This is a genomic window from Lactivibrio alcoholicus (genome assembly GCF_055390895.1).
Genome location: NZ_AP042471.1, coordinates 1407042 through 1430410, shown reverse-complemented (window position 1 = coordinate 1430410; position 23369 = coordinate 1407042). Strand labels below are relative to the sequence as shown.

Sequence of the window (23369 nt, the reverse complement as noted above, 5' to 3'; positions counted from 1 at the left end):
CTTTCGCGCGAACGACGCGGAGAGCGGAAGAGGGAGCAAGGGATACGAACATTTATGATAACGGAGGGATGACGGATGACGATCCGGAACAAGTTGATTGCGATGGCGGTCGTGGTTCTCGCGGTGATCGCGACGATGGCGGGGGTGACCTATTACCGGGGCGGGAGCATCATCACCGGCCTCGTGAATACCGCCGGAATGGAAACCATCAGAAGCGCTGCCCAGAATATCGACGTGCGGCTCAGTAAAATCGAAGCGGTTGTCATGACGGCGGCCGAGACGGTCCGCGACGCGATGCTCCGGCTGGGTGTCACGGACGAGGACGGCGTCGAGAAGATCGTCGCGTCCCTGACGAACAGGACGAAGTCAGAGGGAATCCTCGACATCTACATGGGGCACGAGGCGACGGGCAAGTTCTCCGACGGAACGGGGTGGAAGGAACCCGCGGACTACGACTGCAAGGTTCGTCCCTGGTACAAACAGGCGGTCGCCGCGGGCAAGGACACGGTCATCTTCACCGACCCCTACGTCGACGCGATCACCAAAAAGACGGTCATCTCGGCCGCAACGGCCGTCTACGACAATTCAGGAAAGCTTCTCGGCGTCGTCGGGGGAGATGTCGACCTGAGCAGTATGAACGACTACATCGTCGGGTTGCAGATTTTCGGCAAGGGGAGCGGCGTCATGATCCTCAGGAGCGGAATCTTCGCGGCATACCGCGTCGCGGAGGACGTCCTGAAGGCCAACATGATGACGGACAGCAAGTTTCCAGAGCCCGTGCGGAACATCGCGAAGAAGATGGTCGCCGGAGAGAGCGGATTCGAAACCTACACCTACCAGGGGGAAAAGCGGCAGCTGTTCTACGCGCCGACGCAACGCGGCTTCTCGCTTGCCATCTTCTTCCCGGTCTCGGAGATCACGGCGATGGTCAATGAACTGACCCTCGTCCTGCTCGCGATCGCGGTTATCGCGATCCTCGTGACGGGCGGCGTCATCTTCGTCATCGCCAGGGGACTCACGAAGTCCATCGGATCGATGGCGACGGTCACCGGACGGCTCGGAGCCGGAGATCTCACCGTGAAATACGACGACTCCGGGAAGGACGAGATCGCCCGGATCTCCCGGGTCCTCAACGCCATGGTCGCGTCCCTTCGGGAGGTCATGACCTCGATCCGGAAGGAATCCGAGGAAACGGCGAAGCGCGCCGAAACCCTCGCGTCGCTTTCGGAGGAGACGCTCTCCTCGATGGAGGAGGTCTCGGGATCGATCGAGAAGGTGCAGGCCATGATGGAACACAGTTCGGCCGCCCTCGAGGAAACGAACGCATCGATCGAGGAGATCGCGTCGAGCGCGCAGTCGGCCGCGAAGGCGTCCGGCGACGGGGCCGAGGGCGCCACGCAGGCTTCCGAGGCGGCGAAGGGCTCTCTCTCCGAAGTCAACCTCGCCATCGGCAACATCAGGAACGCCGCGGGGGAATCGGCGAAGAGCATCGATCGGATCAAGGCGCTCGCGAAGTCGGTCGAGGACATCTCGGGATTCGTGACGACGATAACGTCGATCGCGGACCAGACGAACCTTCTGGCGCTGAACGCGGCGATCGAGGCGGCGAGGGCCGGAGAGGCGGGACGGGGCTTCGCGGTGGTGGCCGAGGAGGTCAGGAAGCTCGCGGAGGAATCGGCGCGGGCGGCGAACGAGGTCAACAAGCTGATCGACGGACTCCAGAGGCACTCCGGCGACTCGATCGCGGCGACCGAGAAGACGGGGACGATCCTGGAAGAGACGATGCGAGGCGCCGAGGCGACGCAGAAGAAACTGACGGCCGCGGTGGAGTCCATCGCGAAGATGGCGGAGGCGGTCCAGAGCATCGCGGCGGTATCGGAGGAGCAGGCTGCGGCGAGCGAGGAGATGACGAGCGCGGTTCAGAGCGTGACGGAATCGACGGGAGAAGTCGTGGAATCGGTGACGTCGATTCAGGCGGCGTCGCGGGAGACGACGAAGGCCGCCGAGGGGATCGCGACGGAGGCGCAGGACATGGCCGCGACGTCGGAGACCCTCCAGAGGCTCGTCGCGCGGTTCACGCTCGACGATGTCCCGCAGACGGGGCTCGTGCCGAAGAAATAGCGGAATTTCTCTCTTTCCTGAACATGGGGCCCGCAGTTCTTCGGATTCGCGAAACGGATGCCCTTTCGCCGGAATTCGGTGCGACCGGGAAGTTCTGGTACAATAGAATCAATTCGGCAGTTATCCACGCAATATCGTACAAAACATTAAATTTCAGGCTGACAGTGATCATATAGCAGGGAGGGATCGGGTATGGCAGAACAACAACTGGTGGTTTTCGGCCTCGGCAACGAGGAGTTCGGCATCGACATCTCGCGGGTCCGGGAGATCGTTCGTCTGCAGAATATCACTGCGATTCCGCAGTCGCTCGATTTCGTCGAGGGTATCGTGAACCTGCGCGGTCAGATCGTCCCTATCGTCGATCTCTGCAAGCGGTTCCGCGTCGAGAACGTGATGGCCGGAGACGAGTCCCAGAGACGGATCATCGTCGTGAACATGGGAAACCAGAACATCGGAATCCTCGTCGACGGAGTTTCGGAAATCCTCAGGATCCCGGACGAGTCGATCGAACCGACCCCTCCGATCGTCGCGAGCGGCGTTTCGTCCGATTTCATCCGCGGCGTCGCGAAGGTCGCCAACCGCCTGATCATCGTCCTCGACCTCGACCGGATCTTCACCTTCGAGGAGAAGGCCGCGCTCGAAAAAAGCACGAAATAATCCCCGAACGCCGCATATATTGCGCGAATACGACGAGGCGCCTCCCGGATACGGAGGCGCCTCGTCGTATTCGCGCGTGTCCGTTCGCGGGAAGCGGCCGCGGATATCCGCGTCGTCTCTTGACATCCAGATTGAGTTTTTTTGAACTTTGATATAGTATTTTCATGGGATCCTTCGTCAACATTATAAAAAAATAATAATGCGAAATTTCACTCGGGCGGGGAGTATTCGACCGGAAGGCTTGAGAACGTTGAGGAGGAGAAGAGACGAAATGACGATCCGGAACAAGCTGATTGCGATGGCGGTCGTGGTTCTCGCGGTGATCGCGACGATGGCGGGAGTGACCTACCACCGCGGAGGGAGCATCGTCACCGGCCTCGTGAGTACGGCAGGCATGGAAATTATCAGGAGCGCGGCGCTGAACGTCGACGCGCGGCTGAACAAGGTCGAGGCGCTCGTCATGACGGCGGCCGAGACGGTCCGCGACGCGATGCTCCGCCTGAGCATCACGGGAGAGGACGGCATCGAGAAGATCGTCACGTCCCTGACGAACAGGATGAAGTCCGAGGGAATCATCGACATCTACATGGGGCACGAGGCGACGGGCGGGTTCTCCGACGGAACGGGGTGGAAGGAACCCGCGGACTACGACTGCAGGACCCGCTCCTGGTACAAACAGGCCGTGGCGGCGGAGAAAGGCACGGTCATCTTCACCGAACCCTACGTCGACGCGATCACGAAGAAGATGGTCATCTCCACGGCTATGGCGATCCACGACAGCGCCGGCAAGCTTCTCGGCGTCGTGGGGGGAGACATGGACCTCAGCGCTCTCAACGACTACGTCGTCAACCTTCACATCTTCGGCAAGGGCAACGGAATGCTGCTGCTCGGAAGCGGTATCATTGCGGCCGGTCCACGCAAGGAAGATCTCCTCAAAGCCAATCTCACGAAGGATGAAAGGTTCCCGGAACCGCTCCGGAACGTGACGAAGAGAATGATCGCGGGAGAAACGGGTTCCCGGCGATACTCCTATGAAGGCGTGGAGAAGGAAATGTTCTACGCGCCGACGCAGCGCGGCTTCTTCCTCGGAATCCTCTTCCCGGTGTCGGAGATCACCGCGATAGTCCACGAGCTCACGTTCGTCCTGCTCGCGATCGCGGTCGTCGCCCTCGTCGTGACGGGCGGCGTCATCTTCGTCATCGCCAGGGGACTCACGAAGTCCATCGATTCGATGGAACGGGTAACCGAAAAGCTCGGAGCCGGAGACCTCACCGTGAAATACGACGACTCCGGGAAGGACGAGATCGCCCATATCTCGCAGATCCTCAACGCCATGGTCGCGTCGCTGCGGGATGTCATGACCTCGATCCGGAAGGAATCCGAGGAAACGGCCAGGCGCGCCGAAACCCTCGCGTCGCTTTCGGAGGAGACGCTCTCCCTGATGGAAGAGGTCTCGGGATCGATCGAGGAGGTGCAGGACATGGTGGAACGCAGCTCCTCGGCGCTCCAGGAGGCGAACGCGTCGATCGAGGAGATCGCGTCGAGCGCCCAGTCCGTCGCGAAGACGTCCGGCGACGGGGCCGAGAACGCGGCGCGGGCGTCCGCCTCGGCAGGCACTTCCGTGAAGGAAGTCGACGAAGTCATCGGCAACATCAGAAACGCCGCGGGGGAATCGGCGAAGAGCATCGATCGGATCAGGGCGCTCGCGAAGTCGGTCGAGGACATCTCGGGATTCGTGACGACGATAACGTCGATCGCGGACCAGACGAACCTTCTGGCGCTGAACGCGGCGATCGAGGCGGCGAGGGCCGGAGAGGCGGGACGGGGCTTCGCGGTGGTGGCCGAGGAGGTCAGGAAGCTCGCGGAGGAATCGGCGCGGGCGGCGAACGAGGTCAACAAGCTGATCGACGGACTCCAGAGGCACTCCGGCGACTCGATCGCGGCGACCGGGAAGACGGGGACGATCCTGGAAGAGACGATGCGAGGCGCCGAGGCGACGCAGGAAAAGCTGACGAATGCCGTCGCTCAGATCGCGAAAGTCGCGGAGGCGGTCCAGAGCATCGCGGCGGTATCGGAGGAGCAGGCTGCGGCGAGCGAGGAGATGACGAGCGCGGTTCAGAGCGTGACGGAATCGACGGGAGAAGTCGTGGAATCGGTGACGTCGATTCAGGCGGCGTCGCGGGAGACGACGAAGGCCGCCGAGGGGATCGCGACGGAGGCGCAGGACATGGCCGCGACGTCGGAGACCCTCCAGAGGCTCGTCGCGCGGTTCACGCTCGACGATGTCCCGCAGACGGGGCTCGTGCCGGAGAAGAACTGAGGAGGATCCCCGGAAGGGAACTCGGGCGCCGTACGGCTTGTCGCCGCACGGCGCTTTTTCGTTTCGTCCGTGACGTGTCGCGGGAAGGAACGCTCCTTTGTCGACATGCCATGCGTTCCGGGAGCCCTCCCGCGAAGCGATCTTTTATCCCGAGTCATGGAACGTCGTTCTTGATTTTGGAATGACGGTCGGATACGATACCGGTATGAATGGAATCCTTTCATACTGAAGGAGAGATGTCCATGAATCCCGTTCTTGAACGGATCGGAACCTTCGGAATCGTTCCGGTCGTGACCATCGACCGGGCGGAGGATGCGGCTGCCCTCGGGCGGGCGCTCGTCGACGGCGATCTTCCCGTCGCCGAGATCACGTTCCGGACGGCTGCGGCCGAAGACGCCATCAGGGCGCTGCACCGGGAGCTTCCCGACCTGCTGATCGGCGCGGGAACGATCCTGTCGCCGGAACAGGCGGACCGCGCCGTGGCCGCGGGGGCTTCGTTCCTCGTGACGCCCGGATTCAACCCGACCGTCGTCGACCACTGCGTCGCGCGCGACTACCCGATCGTCCCCGGCGTCAACTCGCCGTCGCAGGTCGAAAGCGGCCTCGAACGCGGCCTGACGGTCCTCAAGTTCTTTCCCGCCGAGGCGTCCGGCGGCCTTCCGATGCTCAAGTCCCTCGGCGGCCCGTACGGCGACGTCCGCTTCATCCCCACGGGCGGCGTCGATATGACGAACCTCGCGGCATACGTGGCGTACCCGAAAGTCCACGCGGTCGGCGGGAGCTGGATGGTCAAGGCGGACCTGATCCGCGACGGGAGGTTCGCCGAGATCTCGCGTCTGTGCCGCGAAGCGGTCGCGCTGATGCTCGGGTTCGCGCTCGCGCACGTCGGCGTCAACGAGACGTCGGCGGAGCGCGCGAACGAGGGCGCGGCACGGTTCGAGAAGTTGTTCGGCTTCGCCGCGAAGGAGGGCAACAGCTCCGTCTTCGCCGGAAAGTTCATCGAACTCATGAAGCGGCCCTACCTCGGCGAGAAGGGGCACATCGCGATCGGAACGACCGACGTCGACCGCGCCGCCGCGTTCCTCTCCCGCAAGGGCGTGACGCTCCTGCCCGATACGGCGAAGCGCGACGAGAAGACGGGAGTTCTCAAGGCCGTCTATCTCGACCTCGAAATCGGCGGGTTCGCCGTCCACCTCGTGAAGCGATAGGGCTTTCGCCGTTTTTCGCGGAATCGGGCGTACGCAGAAGAGAATGGGGAGACGGGCGATCGCTTTGTCTTCCCATTCTCTTCATCAAATCAAGGCATAAGCAAAAGTCACTTCAGGTATTCGAAGGCGATGGAGGCGTGGAGCGCCGCTCCCATCCAGAGCACCGACTCGTCGATATCGAACCTCGGGGAATGGTGCGCGTAAAGACCGGCCTTTCCGGCGCCTCCGCACCCCAGAAAACAGTACGCCCCGGGTATTTTCTGAAGGTAGCAGCTGAAATCTTCAGACCCCATCTGGGGATCTTCTTCCAGAAGCATCTCCCGTCCCAGAAGCGAGCCCGCCGTATCGCGCGCGAGCGCGGCGACGGCGCTGTCGTTGTGAAGGGCCGGGAGCCCGGGTTCGAACGTGAACGCCGCGTCGCAGCGATGCGTCGCCGCGCAGTGTTCCGCGACGCGGCGGATTCCATCGCGGATCGCGTTCTGGACTTCGTCGCGGTAGGCTCGCGTCGTCCCCTGCAATTCCACGCGGTCGGGGATCACGTTGAACGTCTCCGAAGACGGTTTGAAGACGCCGACGCTGACGACCGCCGCGTCGAGCGGGCGTTTTTCCCGGCTCACGACGGTCTGGAGGTTCATCACGAAATTCGACGCGGCGACGATCGGATCCCTCGACCACTCCGGAAAGGCGCCGTGGCTTCCCTTGCCTCTGATGACGACGCTCCATTTGCCGCTCGCCGTCATTCGGGGGCCGAAGCCGTAGGAAAAGACGCCCGACGGAAGCGTCGCCTGAATGTGCATCCCGAAGATGGCGTCCACGCCGTCCAGGGCGCCGTCCCCGATCATGCCGACGGCGCCGGACGGAGAGCCGCCTTCCTCCGCCGGCTGGAACAAAAGGCGGACGCGCCCGCGCAGTGAATCCCGAAAGCGGGACAAGACCTTCGCCGCTCCGAGCAGCATCGCCGCGTGAGCGTCGTGTCCGCAGGCATGGCTGACGCCGTCGGTCCGCGACGCGTACTCGGCTCCCGTTTCCTCGGTCAGCGAGAGGGCGTCGATGTCCGCGCGCAATGCGAAGGTCCTGCCGCTCCCCGCGCCGCCCGACAGTTCGGCGATGAGCCCCGAACGCGTCCCATGGATGCCGCGTTGTACGATGTCGAACCCGAGCGGTTCGATCAGTTCGGCGAGTATCCGCGTCGTGCGGACCTCCCGCCAGGCCAGTTCCGGGTGCATATGGAAATCGCGGCGCAGGCGCACGAGTTCAGGCTGCACACCCCGGGCGCATTCCCTGATTTTTTCGAGCATCGTCGTAACCGCCTTCCTTCATTCGTCGCCGGCGTTCCGGTCCCTGATGCGGCGCCATGCGTGGAGCGCCAGCGCGACGCCGATCACGCCATACGATATGAACACTCTGAAAAATTCCCCGACCTGGACGTTGCCCATCAGATTTTTGCCCGCCTGGGGCGAAACGACGAACAACGTGTGGAAGAGCAGCGTTCCCAGCAGCGCCTGGCCGACGGTGGCCCGCGCCACGGACGCCCCGCCGATCAGAAGCGAAGCGACCGCGAAGGTGCCGACCTGGACGTGGCTGCCGTATGTCTGAAGGTTGCCCATGTTCTGCAGGAAAACGATCTGCCCCAGGCCCGCGAGCACCGTCGAGAAGACGATCGCCGCAACGCGCACCCGGTCGACGGCGATGCCGGACACTTCCGCGATGGTGCGGTCCTGCCCCACGGCGCGGAAGTCCTGTCCCAGCTTGGTCCGGAACAGAAAATACATTCCCGCGCACAGAAGCCCGATGATGAGAAACGTCCCGACCGGAATCGTGATCGGGATGCTGGGGGGAATCGTCACGTCCCAACCCATCCACGCGCAGAAGTTCCGGATGTCCGGCATGGTGATCCGGATCTTCCAGAGGTTATCGATGCTGTACTGCATGCTGCGGAGATCGATCGTATTGACGAGTCCGATTCCAGGCCCCGCGCCGCTTTTGTCCGGAAGCAGCATGCTTGCCAGACGCACGGGAATGATCCATCCCACGAACGTCAGGCAGACGAGCTGATACAGCCCGTTGGCGAAAAAGCCGAGGATGATGCCCGTGATCATCTCCTTGCCCTTTGCCTTGTTGAACAGAATTCCCGTCAGCCAGCCGAAGATAACGGAAAGGGGAATCGAGAGAACGCAGGTCGCGAGGACGCCGACGAATCCCGAAAGCTCCAGGTTCACGACGAGGATATAGGCCAGCTGTGCCGCCATGGCGCCGAGAACGATGCCGAAATTGAGCCCCATTCCGGCAAGGACTGGAATGATCAGGGATATGACGAGGAACGAATTGCGCGCAAGGCGGGTGATGATCTCGTTCAGCAGAAACGAGGCCCCCAGTCCCGAATAATAGGCTCCGGTGCCGCAGAGCGCGACGAAAAAGAGGGGGACCGAGTTTTTCCGGACGAAGTTCATGCCGCGTCCGCCTCCTTTCTCGTCAGGGCGTAGAGGATGATGCCGTTGCTGATGATGATGCGCAGGATCTCGGACATATTGTCGCTGAAGACGACATTCGCCACCGGCATCGAAACCACGAGGACGGACTGGAACAGGAAATTTCCGATCAGCACGTGCGACAGCGTGATTCGCTTCATGCTGGCTCCGCCGATGAGGACGGAGGCGACGGCGAAAAATGCCATGAAGAGCGGGGCCTGATAGAGCTGGAGAAACCCGAAACTCTGGGCGTACACGAGCATCCCGACCGCCGCGAGCGCGTTGGAGACGACCGAGGCGACAAGGCGGTATCTGTCGACGTCGAGCCCCATGGATCGCGCGAAACGGGGATTGTTTCCCACCGCGGTCATCGCGACGCCGGTTTTCGAGCGCAGAAACATCCACATCAGCAGGCAGAACAGCGCGAAGAACAGAAGCGTCCCGGTCGGGATATCGACGCCCATCACCCGGAAGGACCAGAGGTTGTCCAGAATTCTGTCGAACCACCCCTTCAGCGTGATGGTATTGCGAAGGCCCGTTCCGCCGTACGGCCAGATCATCTCCTTGTTGCGAAAGGGCGCCAGGGTCCAGAAGATGCACATCAGGGAGACGATCGAAAATCCGAAATACGTTCCGACCGTCATCTCCTGTCCTTTGACCCTGTTCAGAAGCAGCGCGTAGAGCCATCCGGTCGCGGCCCCAAGAAGGACCGCGACGACGATCGCCGCCGCAAAAGCCGTCGCGCCGCGCAGGTTCAGCTCGATAACCGCGGTTCCGCCCACCAATCCGCATATGATCCCCAGAGGCAGGGCGAAGTTCGGTCCCATGCCGGCCTGAATCGTGGGGATCATCGCCAGCGCCAGGATTCCGTTCATTCCGAAACGGACCAGCATGCTCGAGAACAGATGCCCCATCGGAAGTCCCAGATAGAACGCGTGCGCCAGCAGATAGACCAGAAACACGACGATAACGCTTCTCGCCATCCCGAAATTGCGCAGTCCCCGGGACACCATTCCGTCCCGCATCACGCCGCACCTCTTTCGCTCGCGCGGCCGTCTTTCGCCGCGCCGGCCATCAGAAGCCCGAGCTCGCGATTCGAAGCGTTCCAGGGGACGATTCCCGCCAGACGCCCTTCATAGATCACGGCGATTCGGTCGCAGACGGCGCGCAGCTCCGCGAGCTCCGACGACGTGATGACGATCGTGACGCCGTGCGTCCGGTTCAAATCGCACAGCAGGTCCAGAACGATCTTCTTGGCCCCGATATCGATGCCCCGCGTCGGTTCGGAGACGAACAGAAGATCCGGCGAAAGCGTCAGCGCCGCGGCGATACAGACCTTCTGCTGGTTGCCTCCGGACAGGCGTCGCGTGTGCTGGCCTTCGCCGCCGGCGCGGATATCCAGATCCCGCATCATTCTCGCGGCGTGCGCGCGCATCGCGGCGGCGTCGATCCGGTTCAGTCCCGCGATCTTTTTCAGGAACTTCCCCTGCGTCTGCATCGCACGGATCGCGATGTTCAGCTCGATCGACTGGTCGAGCAGCAGCCCGACGCCCCTGCGGTCTTCGGAGACGAGAGCCATCTTCGCGTTCATCGCTTCCCGCGGATTGTTCAGGGGGACGGCGCGACCGTCCTTCGTCACGTCGCCTTCGGCGGGATAGAGCCCCATGATGCCGTTGGCGATACCCACCTTGCCCTGTCCGGCCAAACCGCCGACGCCGAGGATTTCTCCCCGGCGGACTTCCAGGGAAACATCCCTGACTTCTTCGCCCGGCATGTGCACCCTGAGATTCCTGACGCTCAGAATCGCGGCGCCCGTCTCCGGGACGGAGCGCTCCCGAACCGATTCCGTGACCCTGCGGCCGACCATGAGCTCCGCCAGTCGCTCGACGTCGGCTTCTCCGCCGCTCAACCGATCGACAAGTTCCCCGTCCCGCATGATCGTGACGTGATCGGAAACCGCTACGACCTCGGTCAGGCGATGGGATATGAAAAGAATGGAAATTCCCTTTTCCCGCAGGCGACGCATCGCGCCGAGCAACGTATCCGCCTCCGACTCCGTGAGCACGGCGGTCGGCTCGTCCAGAACCAGCAGCCTGATTTTGGACTTGTCCAGCTCGCGCGCTATCTCCACGAACTGCATGTACCCCACGGGAAGACCGCGAACCGGCATCATTTCGTCAATGGAAACTTCCAGGGAATCCAGCGCTGCACGGACATCCCTGCGCATCGCCGGATAATCCAGCGTCTCCATTTTTTTGCCGAAAACGCGGCTGAGGAAATTTGGTTTCGTTTTCTCCCGGTTGAGTTTGACATTTTCCAGAACGCTGAAGCCGGGGAGCAGGACGAATTCCTGATGCACCATTCCGATTCCAAGCTTCATGGCTTCTTTGGGACTCGAGATATCGACGTTTCTGCCGTCGAAGAGAATCTCGCCGGTGAATCCTCCCGTATTGCGGATGACCGGCATGCCGAACAGGACGTTCATGAGCGTGGATTTCCCCGCGCCGTTCTCGCCGATCAGCGAATGGATTTCCCCTTCCTCCACCGCCAGGTTCACGCCTTTCAGAACCCTGTTGCCGGCATAGTCCTTGGATATGTTGCGCATTTCGAGTATCATCGCTCACACCGCCTCAATCGAATAAGGGGGCATTCGCCCCCTTATTCGCAGGTATTGCCGCATCGAGAGCCTTTCAGGACGACGTTGTCTCCGGACGTGAGAACACGAGGCTACTTTTTATCGAAAACTCGAAACTCTCCCGCGCAGAGCAACAGATTCGGCGTCTTTTCGTCGTAGGCGCGGATCTCCGTCTTTTCGCCCAGGTGCTTTCTGATCAACGCCTCCATCTTTGCGCGATCGTACCCTTTCACCTTGCCGTCGGCTACGTCGAAACAATACTCCATGGCGGCCCGCGAAACTCCAAGCGTGTAGGGAATCGCGGGGCACGCGAAACGTCCGCTCACGCCCGCCTCGTTGATTTTCTTCTGGATCGCGTCGAGAATATAGGCGACATCTCCGCGTTTATCGGCGGGAATGGCGATGCCCAACGCGCCGGGGTATCCCAGGTAGGGACTCGGATCGCAAAGATCGACGATCATCGCGCCCTGCTCCACGGCGGAACGAATCATGGGCTCCATCATCGAGTTGTTTGTTCCGAAGAAGACGGTATCCTTGCCGTGCTTTTCGATCTGGCGCGCCACGTCTTCGATGATGAACTGTTGCGTCCCGGCGACACCAGCGTCGCCGGTCGGATCGGGGGCGTTCACCGATACGAACTTCATGCCGTTTTTTTCGCAGGCTCTCTGAATGCGCCCGACGCGGTCCACATTCAGCGGACGGGACATATGGCGAGGGAAGGAATAGTGAATGAACGTCTTCGCGCCCATTTTCGCGGCGATCGGAATGGCCACTTCTCCGCGAACGGGGTGATCCGCGTCCAGGACGATGTTGTTGACGGAGGCCATCAGATGCGGATCCTCGTGCGTGTTGTTGCTGACGAAGAAGATATCCGGGCGGAATTCTTTCGCCTTCTGGATTCCGGCGACGCATCCGGGCACGGCCTGGTTGATGAAGATCGCCTTGACGTCAGGGTCGGTCGCCATGCTGAGGATCTGCTGAATGGTCGTCTCCTGCTCATCCATGAATTTGTCGGGATATGTCAGGTGGATGACGCGTTCCTTGCCGTGCTGCCGGACCATTTCCTCGGCGACGCGATACTCCTCTTCGGCCTGGGAGGTCGTCCCCGTGAGGAAGCCCACCTTCGCCGCCCCCATTGCGGAGCCCGCCAGACAAAGCGACAACAGAGAGGTTACAGCCAAAACCCTATTCCACCGTTTGAACATGTAGTTCCTCCTCCTATTCGGGGGATCCCCCAAATGTTTGAAAAGAATGTATCAAACAAGATATTTATTGTCAAGGCGAGGCTGTGGCTTCGTGGTTGCAACTCGGGTTTTCGGCATGTACGCTCAAGCGACATGGTGTATTATACGGAGGGGAGAGTTCGACCAGATTCTTTATTTGTATGATATAATACAAAACAAAACGCAAGAGGAGGAGTGTTGCCCGATGAGGTCGGACGAGTTCGTTCCCTTCCCCAAGAAGCACCGCAAGGACATTATCTTCGAGAAGCTCGAGGAGCTTATCGAGAGCGGACACTGGAAGCCAGGGGAACAGATCCTCACTGAGGCGGAACTCAGCTCTCGTTTCAACGTGGGGCGTTCCACGGTCCGCGAGGCGTTGAACCGTCTGAAAGCCCAGGGATTGATCTGCAGCACTCCCGGCAGGGGAACGTTCGTGAAGTTTCCTCCGAGTCCCGAGCCGGCGCTCTTGCGCTCGCTTATTCCCGAGCCGATCACGAGGGAGGAGCTTCTGGAAATCATGGATTACCGTTTCGCGATAGAGCCTGCGATTGCGGCCCTGGCGAGCCTGCACGCCACGAAAGAGGAGATCGGGGAGTTGCGGCGTCTTACCGACAAGATCAGGGACAATCCTCTTCAGGGGTCCGATGTTTTCGCCGAGGCGGATCTGCGATTCCACATTCTGATCGCCGAGGCGTCGCGCAACGGACTCCTTCTGGAGTCGATGCGCATCGCGGTGCCTTCCCTGATGAAACAGCACATCCTCACCGCTTCCGTGCCGGAGATGCGTCCCATGGGACCGCGCTACCACTATCAGCTGATCGAGGCGCTGGAAGAGCATCTTCCGCGAAAGGCGGAGGCGATCATGCGGGCGCATATCGACGAAACATACCATTACGTCAGGAAGATCATGATATGACGGAATGTCGTGCCGTCCCTGATCTTCCGACGAAATTGCGAGGCGATCGTGTGTGGACAGAGAACAGGTGAAGTCACTGAAGAGTCAGACCATGCGGAGCAGGGCCGCCGAGATGGATTCCCTCAAACTTGGGGCGGGGTGGGCGCCCGCCGAATTGGACATGCCGCAGATCATGGTGCAGAGCACCAGCGGCGAAAGTCATCCCGGCAGCGTCCATCTCGGCGAATTCGCGGACGCCGTCAGGGAACGGCTGGCCGCGCTGAACGCGCGGGGTGCCGCGTATACCGTCACGGACATGTGCGACGGTATCGCGCAGGGGCACGACGGGTTGAACTATTCGCTGCCGTCCCGCGATATGATCTGCAACATGATCGAAATCCAGGCGCGCGCGACTCCTTTCGACGGCGTCATCTGCATTTCGACCTGCGACAAGGCCATCCCCGCGCATATGATGGCCCTGGCGCGTCTGGATCTCCCATCCATTTTCGTTCCCGGAGGCGCGATGATCGCGGGGCCGGATGGCCTGACGCTCGAAATGATCGGGACGTATCTGGCGCAATGGAGACGGGGAGAAATCGACAGCCGGCGCTTCGAGTACTACAAACGCCATGCCTGTCCGTCGTGCGGCGCCTGCCAGTTCATGGGGACGGCGTCCACCATGCAGATCATGGGGGAGACCCTGGGGCTCGCCCTTCCCGGAGCGGCCCTGATTCCGGTGAACAGGCCGGAACTGCGGACGAGCGTCGCGAACGCCGCCGACGCGCTGATGAACCTGCTGCAGCACGGAATATCGGCGCGCCGCATTCTGACGCGCGAGGCTTTCGAAAACGCCGTGACGGTTCACGCGGCGGTCGCCGGTTCGACCAACGCCGTCATGCATCTGTCCGCCATCGCGCACGAGGCGGATGTCCCCTTCGACGCCTCTCTTTTCGACGCGGTGCACCGCCGCGTTCCCTGGCTCGCGGACATCAAACCCAGCGGCGAATACCCAAGCGAATACTTCTGGCTTGCCGGCGGCGTGCCGGAGATCATGCGGCAACTGAAAGGCCTGCTCCATCTCGACGCGCTGACGGTCACGGGAAAGACCGTCGGAGAGAATCTTCGGATTCTTGAAGAACGGGGGTATTTCGAGGAACATGCCCGACTCCTTCGCGAACTCGGGCATGTCGTCCCGGATATTCTGCGTCCGGCCGATTTTCCGCTTTCTTCCGTCGGGGCCATATCCATCCTTACGGGGAACCTCGCGCCGGAGGGGGCGGTGGTCAAACACTCCGCGATTCCGGAGTCTCGGCGGAGGATGGTGGGCCCGGCGCGACCGTTCGACAGCGAAGAAGAAGCGTACGAAGCCGTCATCTCGAAACGGATCCGGCCGGGGGACGTCGTTTTCATCCGCCACGAAGGGCCGCGAGGCTCCGGCATGCCCGAAATGTTCTATACGACCGAGGCCATCGCTTCCGATCCCGAACTCGCTTCGACGGTCGCGCTGGTTACGGATGGCCGTTTTTCCGGAGCGACCCGCGGACCGGCGATAGGGCACGTGTCGCCCGAAGCGGCCGTGGGCGGTCCCATTGCTTTGGTCGAGGAAGAGGATCTGATAGAGATCGATATTCCCAATCGTTCGCTCGCCATCGTGGGAATTCGCGGACGTCCCTGCGACGCCCGCGAAATCGAGACCGTCCTGCGGGAGCGCAGAAACCTTCCGCGGACGTTCTCCCGAAGACACGCCGGGATCCTGGCGCTCTATGCGGCGACGGCCACCTCGGCCATGCAGGGGGCGTATATGCGCGTTCCCGATTTCGGACCGGGTCATCCTGCGTGTCGATGACGCGCGCCGGATTCGAAACAAGCGATTCCGGACGTTTTCTCCGTCCGGGATCGCTTCGCTTTTCTTCGCCGAAGAGGCTCTTTTTCGCTAGCGCCTGACGCGGCCGCTCGCGTCGCCGCCCATGAGCGTGAGGACGTCTTCCTTCGAGACGCGGTTGAAATCCCCGTGGATCGTGTGCTTGAGCGCCGAAGCCGCGACGGCGAACTCGAGCGCCTCCTGGTTCCCATCGAGGGTGTTCAGCCCCCAGATCAGGCCCGAGCCGAACGAGTCTCCGCCGCCGATCCGGTCGACGATATCGCGGATCTCGTACCTTTTGCTCGTCAGGAACGCGTCGCGCGACGCGAGGACGGCCGACCAGCCGTTGACGTCGGCGCTCGCGCTCTCCCGGAGGCTGACGGCGAGGAATTTGAGGTTCGGGAAGCGGTCGAGAACTTTCTTCGCGAGGATGCGGTAGACGTCGATGTCGAGCGATCCCTTCGTGACGTCCACGTCGGCCTCGATTCCGAGGCACTTCTGGCAGTCCTCCTCGTTCGCGATCACGAGGTCGCACGACCCGACGAGGTCGGGCATGACCTCGATCGGCTTCTTTCCCCACTTCCAGAGCTTCTTGCGGTAGTTCAGATCGCACGAAACCATGACGCCCTTTCTTTTGCACGCGGCGACGGCTTCGAGCGCGACGGCGGCCGCGCCCGCCGAGAGCGCCGGGGTGATGCCCGTCGTGTGGAACCAGTGCGCGCCGTCGAGGATCGCGTCCCAGTCGAAATCACCGGGCTTCACGGCCGCGATCGACGATCCGGCGCGGTCGTAGAGCACCGACGACGCCCTCATGCACGAACCCGTCTCGGTGAAATAGATTCCGAGCCGCTCGCCCGCGCGGAGGATTGCCCCCGTGTCCACGCCGAAGGAACGAAGCTCGCGGATCGCCGCGTTGCCGACGGCGTTTGCGGGAATGGCCGTCACGAAAGCCGCGTTCTCGCCGTAGTTCGCGAGCGACACCGCCACGTTGGCCTCCGCCCCGCCGAACGTCGCCACGAGACTGTTCGTCTGGAAGAGCACCTCGTGGTCCGGGGGGGTCAGTCGGAGCATGAGTTCGCCGAAGGTCACATACCGTTTCATGGAGTCATCCCGCCTTTCCGTTTCGTCGATGAAATCCGGACGTCCGCCGCCGTCGATCGGGTTCCGGTATACAGAACATTGGTTCTGCTGATGGACTCAGATGTATTATCGCCGAAAGCCGTCCCCTGTCAATCCGGATACGACGAAGGCCGGGCGCACCCTTCGGTTTGCCCGGCCTTCGAACGTTCGTCTTCCTGGAACGCGACGCTATTTGATCTTGTAGTACTTTGCCGGAACCTCGAGGTCGGTCAGGTGCAGCGGCCCCTTGCCGAAGACGTACGTATCCTGCATGATGAGCAGGTAGTTCTTCATCTTTACGCCCGTGCTCTTGTCCGTGTAGTAGATGGACTTCCACTTCGCGCCGGGGGTTGCCGTTTCGAGGGCCGTAACGAGCGCCTTCATGTCGCCGATCTGGGCCTTGCCCTCGACGACGAGCTTCCCGAACTCGCCGAGTCCAGCGACTGTCGAGTACGCGGTCGAGTATGCCCAGGTTCCCATCCTGCCGCCCGCCCCGGCGTCGACGATCGCCTTTTCGATCTTCGCCATGATCGCCTGCCAGTTCCCCTTTTCCTTCTCGAGGTCCAGTTTGAACGCGCCCGGGTAGCCCTTCAGCGGCGACGGACTGTCGGCTTCGAGGAAGTATCCGCCGTTTTTCGCGAGCTGCCGGAGCAGCGGCTCGATGTGCGTCTGGTTCGTCGTGAAGAAGCACGTGTTCTTTCCGTATTTCTGGATCCACGCCGGAGTCTTTTCCAGAACGTACTGCTGCGCCCCGGAGACGCCGACGTCGGATGTGGGGTCCGGCGCCGTCTCTTGCTCGAACTTGAGCCCAAGATCCTTGCAGACTTCCTGCATGATGTGCATTCGCCGCGAAAGGAGTTCGATGCTCAGATGACGCGGAAAGGAGATGTGCACGAACGTGTCGGCTCCCATCAGCTGCGCGCCCTTGATGATCGTATAGCCGCGGCTGATGTGGTCGGGCATGACGCACAGGGAAGAGACCGGCGCGATCATGTTCGGGTCCTCGTGCGGGTTTCCGGCCAGAAGGATGATGTCGGGGCGTTTCTCCCTGATGCGCCGGAAGGCCTCGGTCGTCCCCGGGACGGCCTCGTCGACGACGATGACTTTCATATCCGGATCGTCGGCCAGGCTGACGATCTGGGAGATCGTCGTCTCCATCTCGGCGTTGGAGTTGTCGGGCGTCGTGACGTGGCGCACCATGCCGCCGTTCGCGACGTCTCCGTACTTTTTCAGCAGCGCCTCTCCGCCGCGGTAGTTGTCCTCCGCCTGCGAAACCGTCGGCGTCGCGACGCCGATATGGAACGGCGCCTGCGCGAAAGCGGCGCCCGCACACAGGCACAGCAGCGTGACAAGAGCGAAAATCATTGTTCTTTTCATCATTGCGCCTCCTCTTGAGAGATACAGTCAGTTCATCCGTTCCGACAGTCCGGTCCGCCTCCCGTTTTCCCGGCCGCACTCACCCCCTTTTCCCTGCTCTTCCCAGAGCGCGCGTCAGGGCTGGACGCTTTTCTGACACTCGAGTTCCTCGTACATCCGGCGCCGCAGGTCCGCGTCGAGAAGCGTCTTCAGCGCGGCTCGCGCGAGTCCTCGCGCCGCCTTCCCGAGCGGTTTCAGCGCGCGCGGGCCGTGCGCGGCGTTCGCGAACTCCACGGTATGCGGGGCGATCGGCGCGTCCGATATGCTGATCAGGAGCTCCATCGTGGGACGCCGCCACGAGATGGCCCCCATGTCCGTCGATCCCGTGAGTGTCGGCTCCCTGTCGACGGGCTCGCCGATCTCCTGTTCCATGATTTCTTCGAGCATGTTTTCGGCGACCCGGTTCCGGAGCAGGTTGTCCATGTTGTGACCGCTCGTTTCCCACGTCACTCCGGTCTGCGTCGCGAGCGCCGCGCCGCGCGCGCAATCGAGCCCGAGTTCCACGACGCCGTTCAGATACTTTCTCCACGGCGCCCGGAACAGGACTCGCGCCGTCGCCCTGCTCGGAACGATGTTCGCGGCGACCCCGCCCTCGAGCATGATGCCGTGGATGCGGACTTCCGGACGGACGTGCTGGCGCAGCATATCGAGCGCGTGAAAGAAGAGCTGCATACCGTTCAGCGCGTTTCTGCCGTCCCAGGGAGCCGCGGCCGCGTGCGCAGCCTTGCCCGAGAACGTGAATTCGAGAGGGCTCACCGCGAGCGAATTGAAGTCGACGAACGTCTTGCCGGTCTCTGGGTGTGCCATGGTCACGAGGTCGCAGTCGTCGAACAGCCCGGCCTCGGCCATCGGAACCTTCTCTCCGGTCGTCTCCTCCGCCGGAGTTCCGACGACGCGAACCACGCCCGGAATGTCGAATTCTTCCATGACCTCTTTCAGCGCCCGAGCCGCAAGCACCGAGATCGCCCCGCACATGTTGTGCCCGCACCCGTGACCGACCTCGGGCAGCGCGTCGTACTGCGCGAGAAGGCCGATCGTCGGCCGGGCTCCGCTGCCGCGCTCGAAGCGGGCATTGAAGGCCGTCTCGTAGCCGGCGTAGGGGCGTTCGACCGAATATCCCGCGTCCGCGAGCGCCTCGCAAAGCGCGCGTGAGGTCTCGAATTCCCGAAGCCCGAGTTCGGGACGTTCCCAGATCCGGTCGCTGAGCCTGCCGGCGTCCTCGAGATGCGCCTCGGCGTGTTCGTCGAGACGCCGCGCGATTTCCTCATATCGTTGCATGTCCACACCTCCATAGAATGTTGAAACGCATTTCGCCCGCTACTCCTGCAGGAAGAAATCCGGCGCGCCCTTCGAAAGCAGGGGCAGCGAGAGAATCACCGTTTTTTCGAACCTAAGCCGCAGCGGAACGTCGATCTTCTGGACGACCGATCCCCTTTCGTCGCATATTTCGAAGACGATCCTGTGGTTCATGCCGATGACCTCGGCCGCGCCGCGGTCCTCCGCGTCGACCTCGACGACCGTTCCGCCGGCTGTGACGCGGGCTCCCTTCACGGCCGGGAAGACGACTCCCTGCCGTGAGAGTTCCTGGTTGTCGAACACGAGCGTGTGCCGCTTTCCGACGAATACCATCCAGACTCCGAATGCGACAAGCGCGACGCAGAGGGCCGCGCGAAGCGCCATGCGTCTCGTCCGGACGTTCATGACGCGGCCCCCCCTTCCGCGCGTTCCGCGTCGCTCTCCGCGCGTCGCCTGGCCTCGGCGTCGCTGCGCCGTCTCCAGGCGTGGAGCAGCAGCGTGACCGCGATGATCCCGTACGAAACGAAGACGCGGAAGTATTCGCCGAGCTGCGCGTCGCCGATGAGGTTCTTGCCCGCGAGCGGAGAGATCACGAACATCAGGTGGAACAGCAGCACGCCGACGAACGCGTTGGCGATTCCGGCCTTCGCCACCGTCGCCCCGCCGATGAGAAGGGCCGCGATCGCGAAGATTCCCGTCTGCTCGTGGCTGCTGTACGTGTTGATCGTCCCGATGTTCTGGAGGAAGATGATCTGGCCGTAACAGGCCAGCAGCGTGGAGACGATGATGGCCAGGATGCGCGTGCGCGCGACCGGGATTCCCGCGCCGTCGGCCACCGCCATGTCCTTTCCGACGGCCCGCATGTCCTGGCCGATCTTGCTCCGGCCGAACCACACGAGCAGGAAGCAGAACGCGAACGTGAGCGCGAACGTGGCGACCGGAACCACGATGCCTCCGAGGTCGAGGGTCAGAAGGTCGTCGAGCGCGCGGCGGAGGCCCGGGAGCGCCATCGTGTTGCGGACGCCGTATCCGCGCGAGAGCAGCAGTTCCGGGTCGCCGAGCGGCAGGACCGACCCCATGCAGTAGAGCACGACGAACTGGTAGACGCCGTTGACGAAGAATCCGAGAATATACGAGGTGACCATCTCGCGCCCCCTGGCCCGGTTCATGACGGCCCCGCAGAGAAAGCCGAGCGCGATCGAGAGCGGCGTCCCGATCAGCGCGGCGACCAGCAGCCCGGGAATGCCGGCGACGCCCCAGTCGACGGCGAGGATCAGTCCGATCTGTCCCGCCATGGCCCCGAGGACCATTCCGAAGTTGAGCCCCATTCCGGCCATGACCGGAATCAGCAGCGACAGCACGAGAAACGTGTTGCGCCCCACGCGGGAGACCATCTCCTGCGCGAGGTATGCCGGCGTCAGCCCCGAGAGGGGGATCGCCACGGCCGAAAAAATCAGGAATATGATCGGGACGATGTTCGAGAGCAGAAAGCGCCTCGTGGAGAATTCTCTGTTCATCTCTTTTTCGCCTGCACTTTCCTCGTGAGGGCGTACAGAATCATGCCGTTCGAGACGATGATCCGGATCACCTCGGCCATGTCCGTCCGCAGAATGCCGTTGATGACGGACGGCGTCATGGTCAGGATCCCCTGGAACAGGAACGTTCCGACGACGACGTTCACGATCGTCGCCCTGTTGATCGTGGCCCCCCCGAGCAGGATCGCCGCGACGGCCGGGAAGGCCATGTAGAACGGTCCCATGTAGAGCTGGATGAAACCGTAGCTCTGTTCGTAGACGACCATTCCGACCGCGCCGAGCACCGTCGAAAGAACGACCGAAAGAACCCGCATCCGGTCGATGTCGACGCCGTTGGCGCGCGCGAACTGCGCGTTGCTTCCCGCGGCCGTCATCGCGGTTCCCGCTTTCGTCCGGAAGAAGGCCCACACGAGGAAGCACCCGAACGCGAACAGGAGGATCGTGCCGGTCGGAAAAAAGAAGAACTCCCCGATCCGGAACGAAAGGAACCTGTCGAGGACGGTGAGCCAGAACCCTTCGAGGCTGATGGTCGTGCGCAGCCCCGTTCCGCCGAATCCCCAGAGCATCAGCGGATTTTTGTACGGCAGCAGGAGCCACATCATGCACATGAAGGCGACCGACGAGAAGCCGACGTAGGTCGCGATCATCATCTCGTCCCCCTTCGCCCGATTCAGGACGAGGCCGTAGAGGAAACCCAGGAGGGCCGCAAGCGGAACGGCGAAGACGATCGCCATGAAGAACCCTGCGAACCCCGTCCAGTTGAACTCCATCGACGTGACCGCCCCGACGAGCCCCGCGATGACGCCGAGCGGAAGACCGAAGTTGAGGCCGCACCCCGACTGGATCATCGGGACCATCGCGAGGACCATGATCCCGTTCATTCCGACGCGAAGCAGCGTGTCGCTCAGGGACGTATCGACGCGGATTCCCACGAGCGGCGCCACGGCGAAGAGCAGCGCCAGAAAGGCGGCGATGATGACGCGGGCCCAGCCGACGTTTTCGACGAGTCGTCCGAAGCGCTTACGCATGGACCGGTTCCCCCTCTCTCGCGCCCGTGCCGAGCATCAGGAGGCCGAATTCCTCGAGCGGCGCGTCGGACGGCAGGATTCCCGCGATTTTGCCTTCGTAGACGATCGCGATCCGGTCGCAGATGGACCGCAGCTCCTGAAGCTCCGAACTCGTCATGACGATCGTCGTGCCGTAGCGCTCGTTGAACTCCCGGAGCACTTCGAGCACGAGCCGCTTCGCGCCGATGTCGATTCCGCGCGTCGGTTCCGACGCGAAGAGCAGTTTCGGCGACATCGCGAGAACCTTCGCGACGCAGATCTTCTGCTGGTTGCCGCCGGAAAGCTCGACGACCCTCTGGTCCGGCCCCGTGCACCTGATTTCGAGACGGTCGATATACTCCTTCGCGCACGCTCTCAGCGCCTGTTCGTCCCTCCACTTGACGCCGCCCGGGATCTTCGCGATGAAGCGCTCCTGAACCTGCATCGCCGTGAACGCGATGTTCAGCGCGATCGATTCGTCGATCAGGAGTCCGACGCCGCGCCGGTCCTCCGAGATGAATGCCATTCCCGAACGCAGGGATTCGAGCGGATCGTTGAGACGCAGCGTCCGTCCGTCGAAAACGACCGCGCCGTCGGACGGGTGGAGCCCCATGACGCCGTTCGGGATTCCGAGCTTCCCCTGTCCCGCGAGGCCTCCGATGCCGAAAATCTCGCCCCTTCGGACCTCGAGCGAGACGTTCCGGACCTTCTCGCCCGGCATGTCCACGCGGAGATTCCGGACGGAGAGGATCGCGGGGCGCGTTTCCTCCTTCCGGACGCGTCGCAGCGACGAGTCTCCGACGTCGCGACCGACCATCCACGACGCGATCTTCCGCACGTCGGCTTCGGACGAGGGGAGATCCCGGATGATCCTTCCGTCGCGAAGCACGACGATCCGGTCGCACACGTCGAGAATTTCGCGAAGCCGGTGCGAGATGAAGATCTGGCCGATGCCCTTCGCGGCAAGCCGCTTCATGGCGGCGAGGAACGTGTCGGTCTCCGATTCGGTCATGACGGCCGTCGGTTCGTCGAGCACGAGGATTTTCATCTTCTCCCGGTCGATCTCGCGCGCGATCTCCGTGAACTGCCTGTAGCTGACCGGCATGTCCGAGACGAGCGTATCGGGGGAAATGTCCACCCCGAGTTCGCGGATAGCGCGCTCGGCGCGTTCGCGCATGGCCGCGCGGTCGAGCGTCCGGAGGCGCTCGCCGAAGATTTCGACCAGGATGTTGTACTTCGAGGATTCCCGGTTCAGCAGGATGTTTTCCGTCGCCGTAAAGCTCGGGATCAGAAAGAACTCCTGATGGACCATGCCGATTCCAGCGTCGATCGCGTCGAGCGGATTCCTGAAATGCGCCTCCTCGCCTTCGATGAGGACCGCCCCTTCGTACCCTCCGGTCTCGCGGATGACCGGCATTCCGAAGAGGATATTCATGAGCGTCGACTTCCCGGCGCCGTTTTCTCCGACCAGGCCGATGATCTCGCCGCGTTTCATTTCGAAATTGATGTCTTCGAGAACCCTGTTTCCGTAGAAATCCTTCTGTACGTTTCGCATGTGCAACAGAGTCT

Annotated in this window: 18 protein-coding genes; 6 read left to right on the top strand and 12 right to left on the bottom strand. The window is 62.3% G+C overall.

The genetic code is table 11. The features are described from left to right. Positions 1–75: 75 nt before the first annotated feature. From ACZ5IU_RS06680 to ACZ5IU_RS06665, 4 genes are all read left to right on the top strand, one after another. A complete protein-coding gene (locus ACZ5IU_RS06680; RefSeq protein WP_464421419.1) occupies positions 76–2121 on the top strand; it encodes a methyl-accepting chemotaxis protein in 2046 nt (681 codons plus the stop codon). A gap of 192 nt (positions 2122–2313) precedes the next feature. Next, on the top strand, positions 2314–2778 hold the full coding sequence (locus ACZ5IU_RS06675) for a chemotaxis protein CheW (RefSeq protein ID WP_464421418.1): 465 nt from the start codon (positions 2314–2316) through the stop codon (positions 2776–2778). A gap of 271 nt (positions 2779–3049) precedes the next feature. After that, positions 3050–5098 carry a methyl-accepting chemotaxis protein gene (locus ACZ5IU_RS06670; RefSeq protein WP_464421417.1) on the top strand — a complete coding sequence of 683 codons (2049 nt, stop codon included), beginning with the start codon at positions 3050–3052 and terminating at the stop codon, positions 5096–5098. Between the two features lie 242 nt (positions 5099–5340). Then, the gene (locus ACZ5IU_RS06665) at positions 5341–6306 is read left to right on the top strand and encodes a bifunctional 4-hydroxy-2-oxoglutarate aldolase/2-dehydro-3-deoxy-phosphogluconate aldolase (RefSeq protein ID WP_464421416.1); all 966 of its coding nucleotides are present in this window, start codon (positions 5341–5343) and stop codon (positions 6304–6306) included. Positions 6307–6413: 107 nt separating this feature from the next. On the opposite strand, the gene ACZ5IU_RS06660 is transcribed toward ACZ5IU_RS06665, so the two are convergent. From ACZ5IU_RS06660 to ACZ5IU_RS06640, 5 genes are all read right to left on the bottom strand, one after another. Beyond that, positions 6414–7604, bottom strand: a complete 1191-nt coding sequence (locus tag ACZ5IU_RS06660) for a M20 metallopeptidase family protein (protein ID WP_464421415.1) — start codon at positions 7602–7604, stop codon at positions 6414–6416. An 18-nt stretch (positions 7605–7622) separates the two neighbouring features. Then, a complete protein-coding gene (locus ACZ5IU_RS06655; RefSeq protein WP_464421414.1) occupies positions 7623–8756 on the bottom strand; it encodes an ABC transporter permease subunit in 1134 nt (377 codons plus the stop codon). Then, entirely contained in the window at positions 8753–9799 is a 1047-nt protein-coding gene (locus tag ACZ5IU_RS06650) for an ABC transporter permease subunit (protein WP_464421413.1), read from the bottom strand. Before ACZ5IU_RS06650 ends, ACZ5IU_RS06655 begins: the two co-directional genes overlap by 4 nt. Next, on the bottom strand, positions 9799–11391 hold the full coding sequence (locus tag ACZ5IU_RS06645) for a sugar ABC transporter ATP-binding protein (RefSeq protein WP_464421412.1): 1593 nt from the start codon (positions 11389–11391) through the stop codon (positions 9799–9801). Before ACZ5IU_RS06645 ends, ACZ5IU_RS06650 begins: the two co-directional genes overlap by 1 nt. A gap of 110 nt (positions 11392–11501) precedes the next feature. Continuing rightward, positions 11502–12614: a DUF3798 domain-containing protein gene (locus ACZ5IU_RS06640; RefSeq protein ID WP_464421411.1), complete on the bottom strand. Its 1113-nt coding sequence runs from the start codon at positions 12612–12614 to the stop codon at positions 11502–11504. 223 nt (positions 12615–12837) lie between these two features. On the opposite strand from ACZ5IU_RS06640, the gene ACZ5IU_RS06635 reads away from it, so the two are divergent. Together ACZ5IU_RS06635 and ilvD are read left to right on the top strand one after the other, a co-directional pair. Continuing rightward, complete coding sequence (locus ACZ5IU_RS06635) at positions 12838–13548, top strand: FadR/GntR family transcriptional regulator (RefSeq protein WP_464421410.1); 711 nt, start codon at positions 12838–12840, stop codon at positions 13546–13548. A gap of 52 nt (positions 13549–13600) precedes the next feature. Beyond that, complete coding sequence (gene ilvD, locus ACZ5IU_RS06630) at positions 13601–15373, top strand: dihydroxy-acid dehydratase (protein WP_464421409.1); 1773 nt, start codon at positions 13601–13603, stop codon at positions 15371–15373. 87 nt (positions 15374–15460) lie between these two features. On the opposite strand, the gene ACZ5IU_RS06625 is transcribed toward ilvD, so the two are convergent. The 7 genes from ACZ5IU_RS06625 to ACZ5IU_RS06595 all read right to left on the bottom strand — a co-directional run bounded on the left by ACZ5IU_RS06625 (position 15461) and on the right by ACZ5IU_RS06595 (position 23355). Continuing rightward, positions 15461–16489 (bottom strand): PfkB family carbohydrate kinase, encoded by a 1029-nt coding sequence (locus tag ACZ5IU_RS06625; protein WP_464421408.1) that lies wholly within the window; start codon positions 16487–16489, stop codon positions 15461–15463. 207 nt (positions 16490–16696) lie between these two features. Then, a complete protein-coding gene (locus tag ACZ5IU_RS06620; RefSeq protein ID WP_464421407.1) occupies positions 16697–17887 on the bottom strand; it encodes a DUF3798 domain-containing protein in 1191 nt (396 codons plus the stop codon). A 111-nt stretch (positions 17888–17998) separates the two neighbouring features. Next, positions 17999–19201 (bottom strand): M20 family metallopeptidase, encoded by a 1203-nt coding sequence (locus ACZ5IU_RS06615; protein ID WP_464421406.1) that lies wholly within the window; start codon positions 19199–19201, stop codon positions 17999–18001. Between the two features lie 39 nt (positions 19202–19240). Further along, positions 19241–19624 carry a DUF6672 family protein gene (locus tag ACZ5IU_RS06610; protein WP_464421405.1) on the bottom strand — a complete coding sequence of 128 codons (384 nt, stop codon included), beginning with the start codon at positions 19622–19624 and terminating at the stop codon, positions 19241–19243. Further along, on the bottom strand, positions 19621–20736 hold the full coding sequence (locus tag ACZ5IU_RS06605; protein WP_464421404.1) for an ABC transporter permease: 1116 nt from the start codon (positions 20734–20736) through the stop codon (positions 19621–19623). Before ACZ5IU_RS06605 ends, ACZ5IU_RS06610 begins: the two co-directional genes overlap by 4 nt. Beyond that, positions 20733–21782: an ABC transporter permease subunit gene (locus tag ACZ5IU_RS06600; protein WP_464421403.1), complete on the bottom strand. Its 1050-nt coding sequence runs from the start codon at positions 21780–21782 to the stop codon at positions 20733–20735. Before ACZ5IU_RS06600 ends, ACZ5IU_RS06605 begins: the two co-directional genes overlap by 4 nt. Further along, positions 21775–23355 carry a sugar ABC transporter ATP-binding protein gene (locus ACZ5IU_RS06595; RefSeq protein WP_464421402.1) on the bottom strand — a complete coding sequence of 527 codons (1581 nt, stop codon included), beginning with the start codon at positions 23353–23355 and terminating at the stop codon, positions 21775–21777. Before ACZ5IU_RS06595 ends, ACZ5IU_RS06600 begins: the two co-directional genes overlap by 8 nt. Positions 23356–23369: the final 14 nt, after the last annotated feature.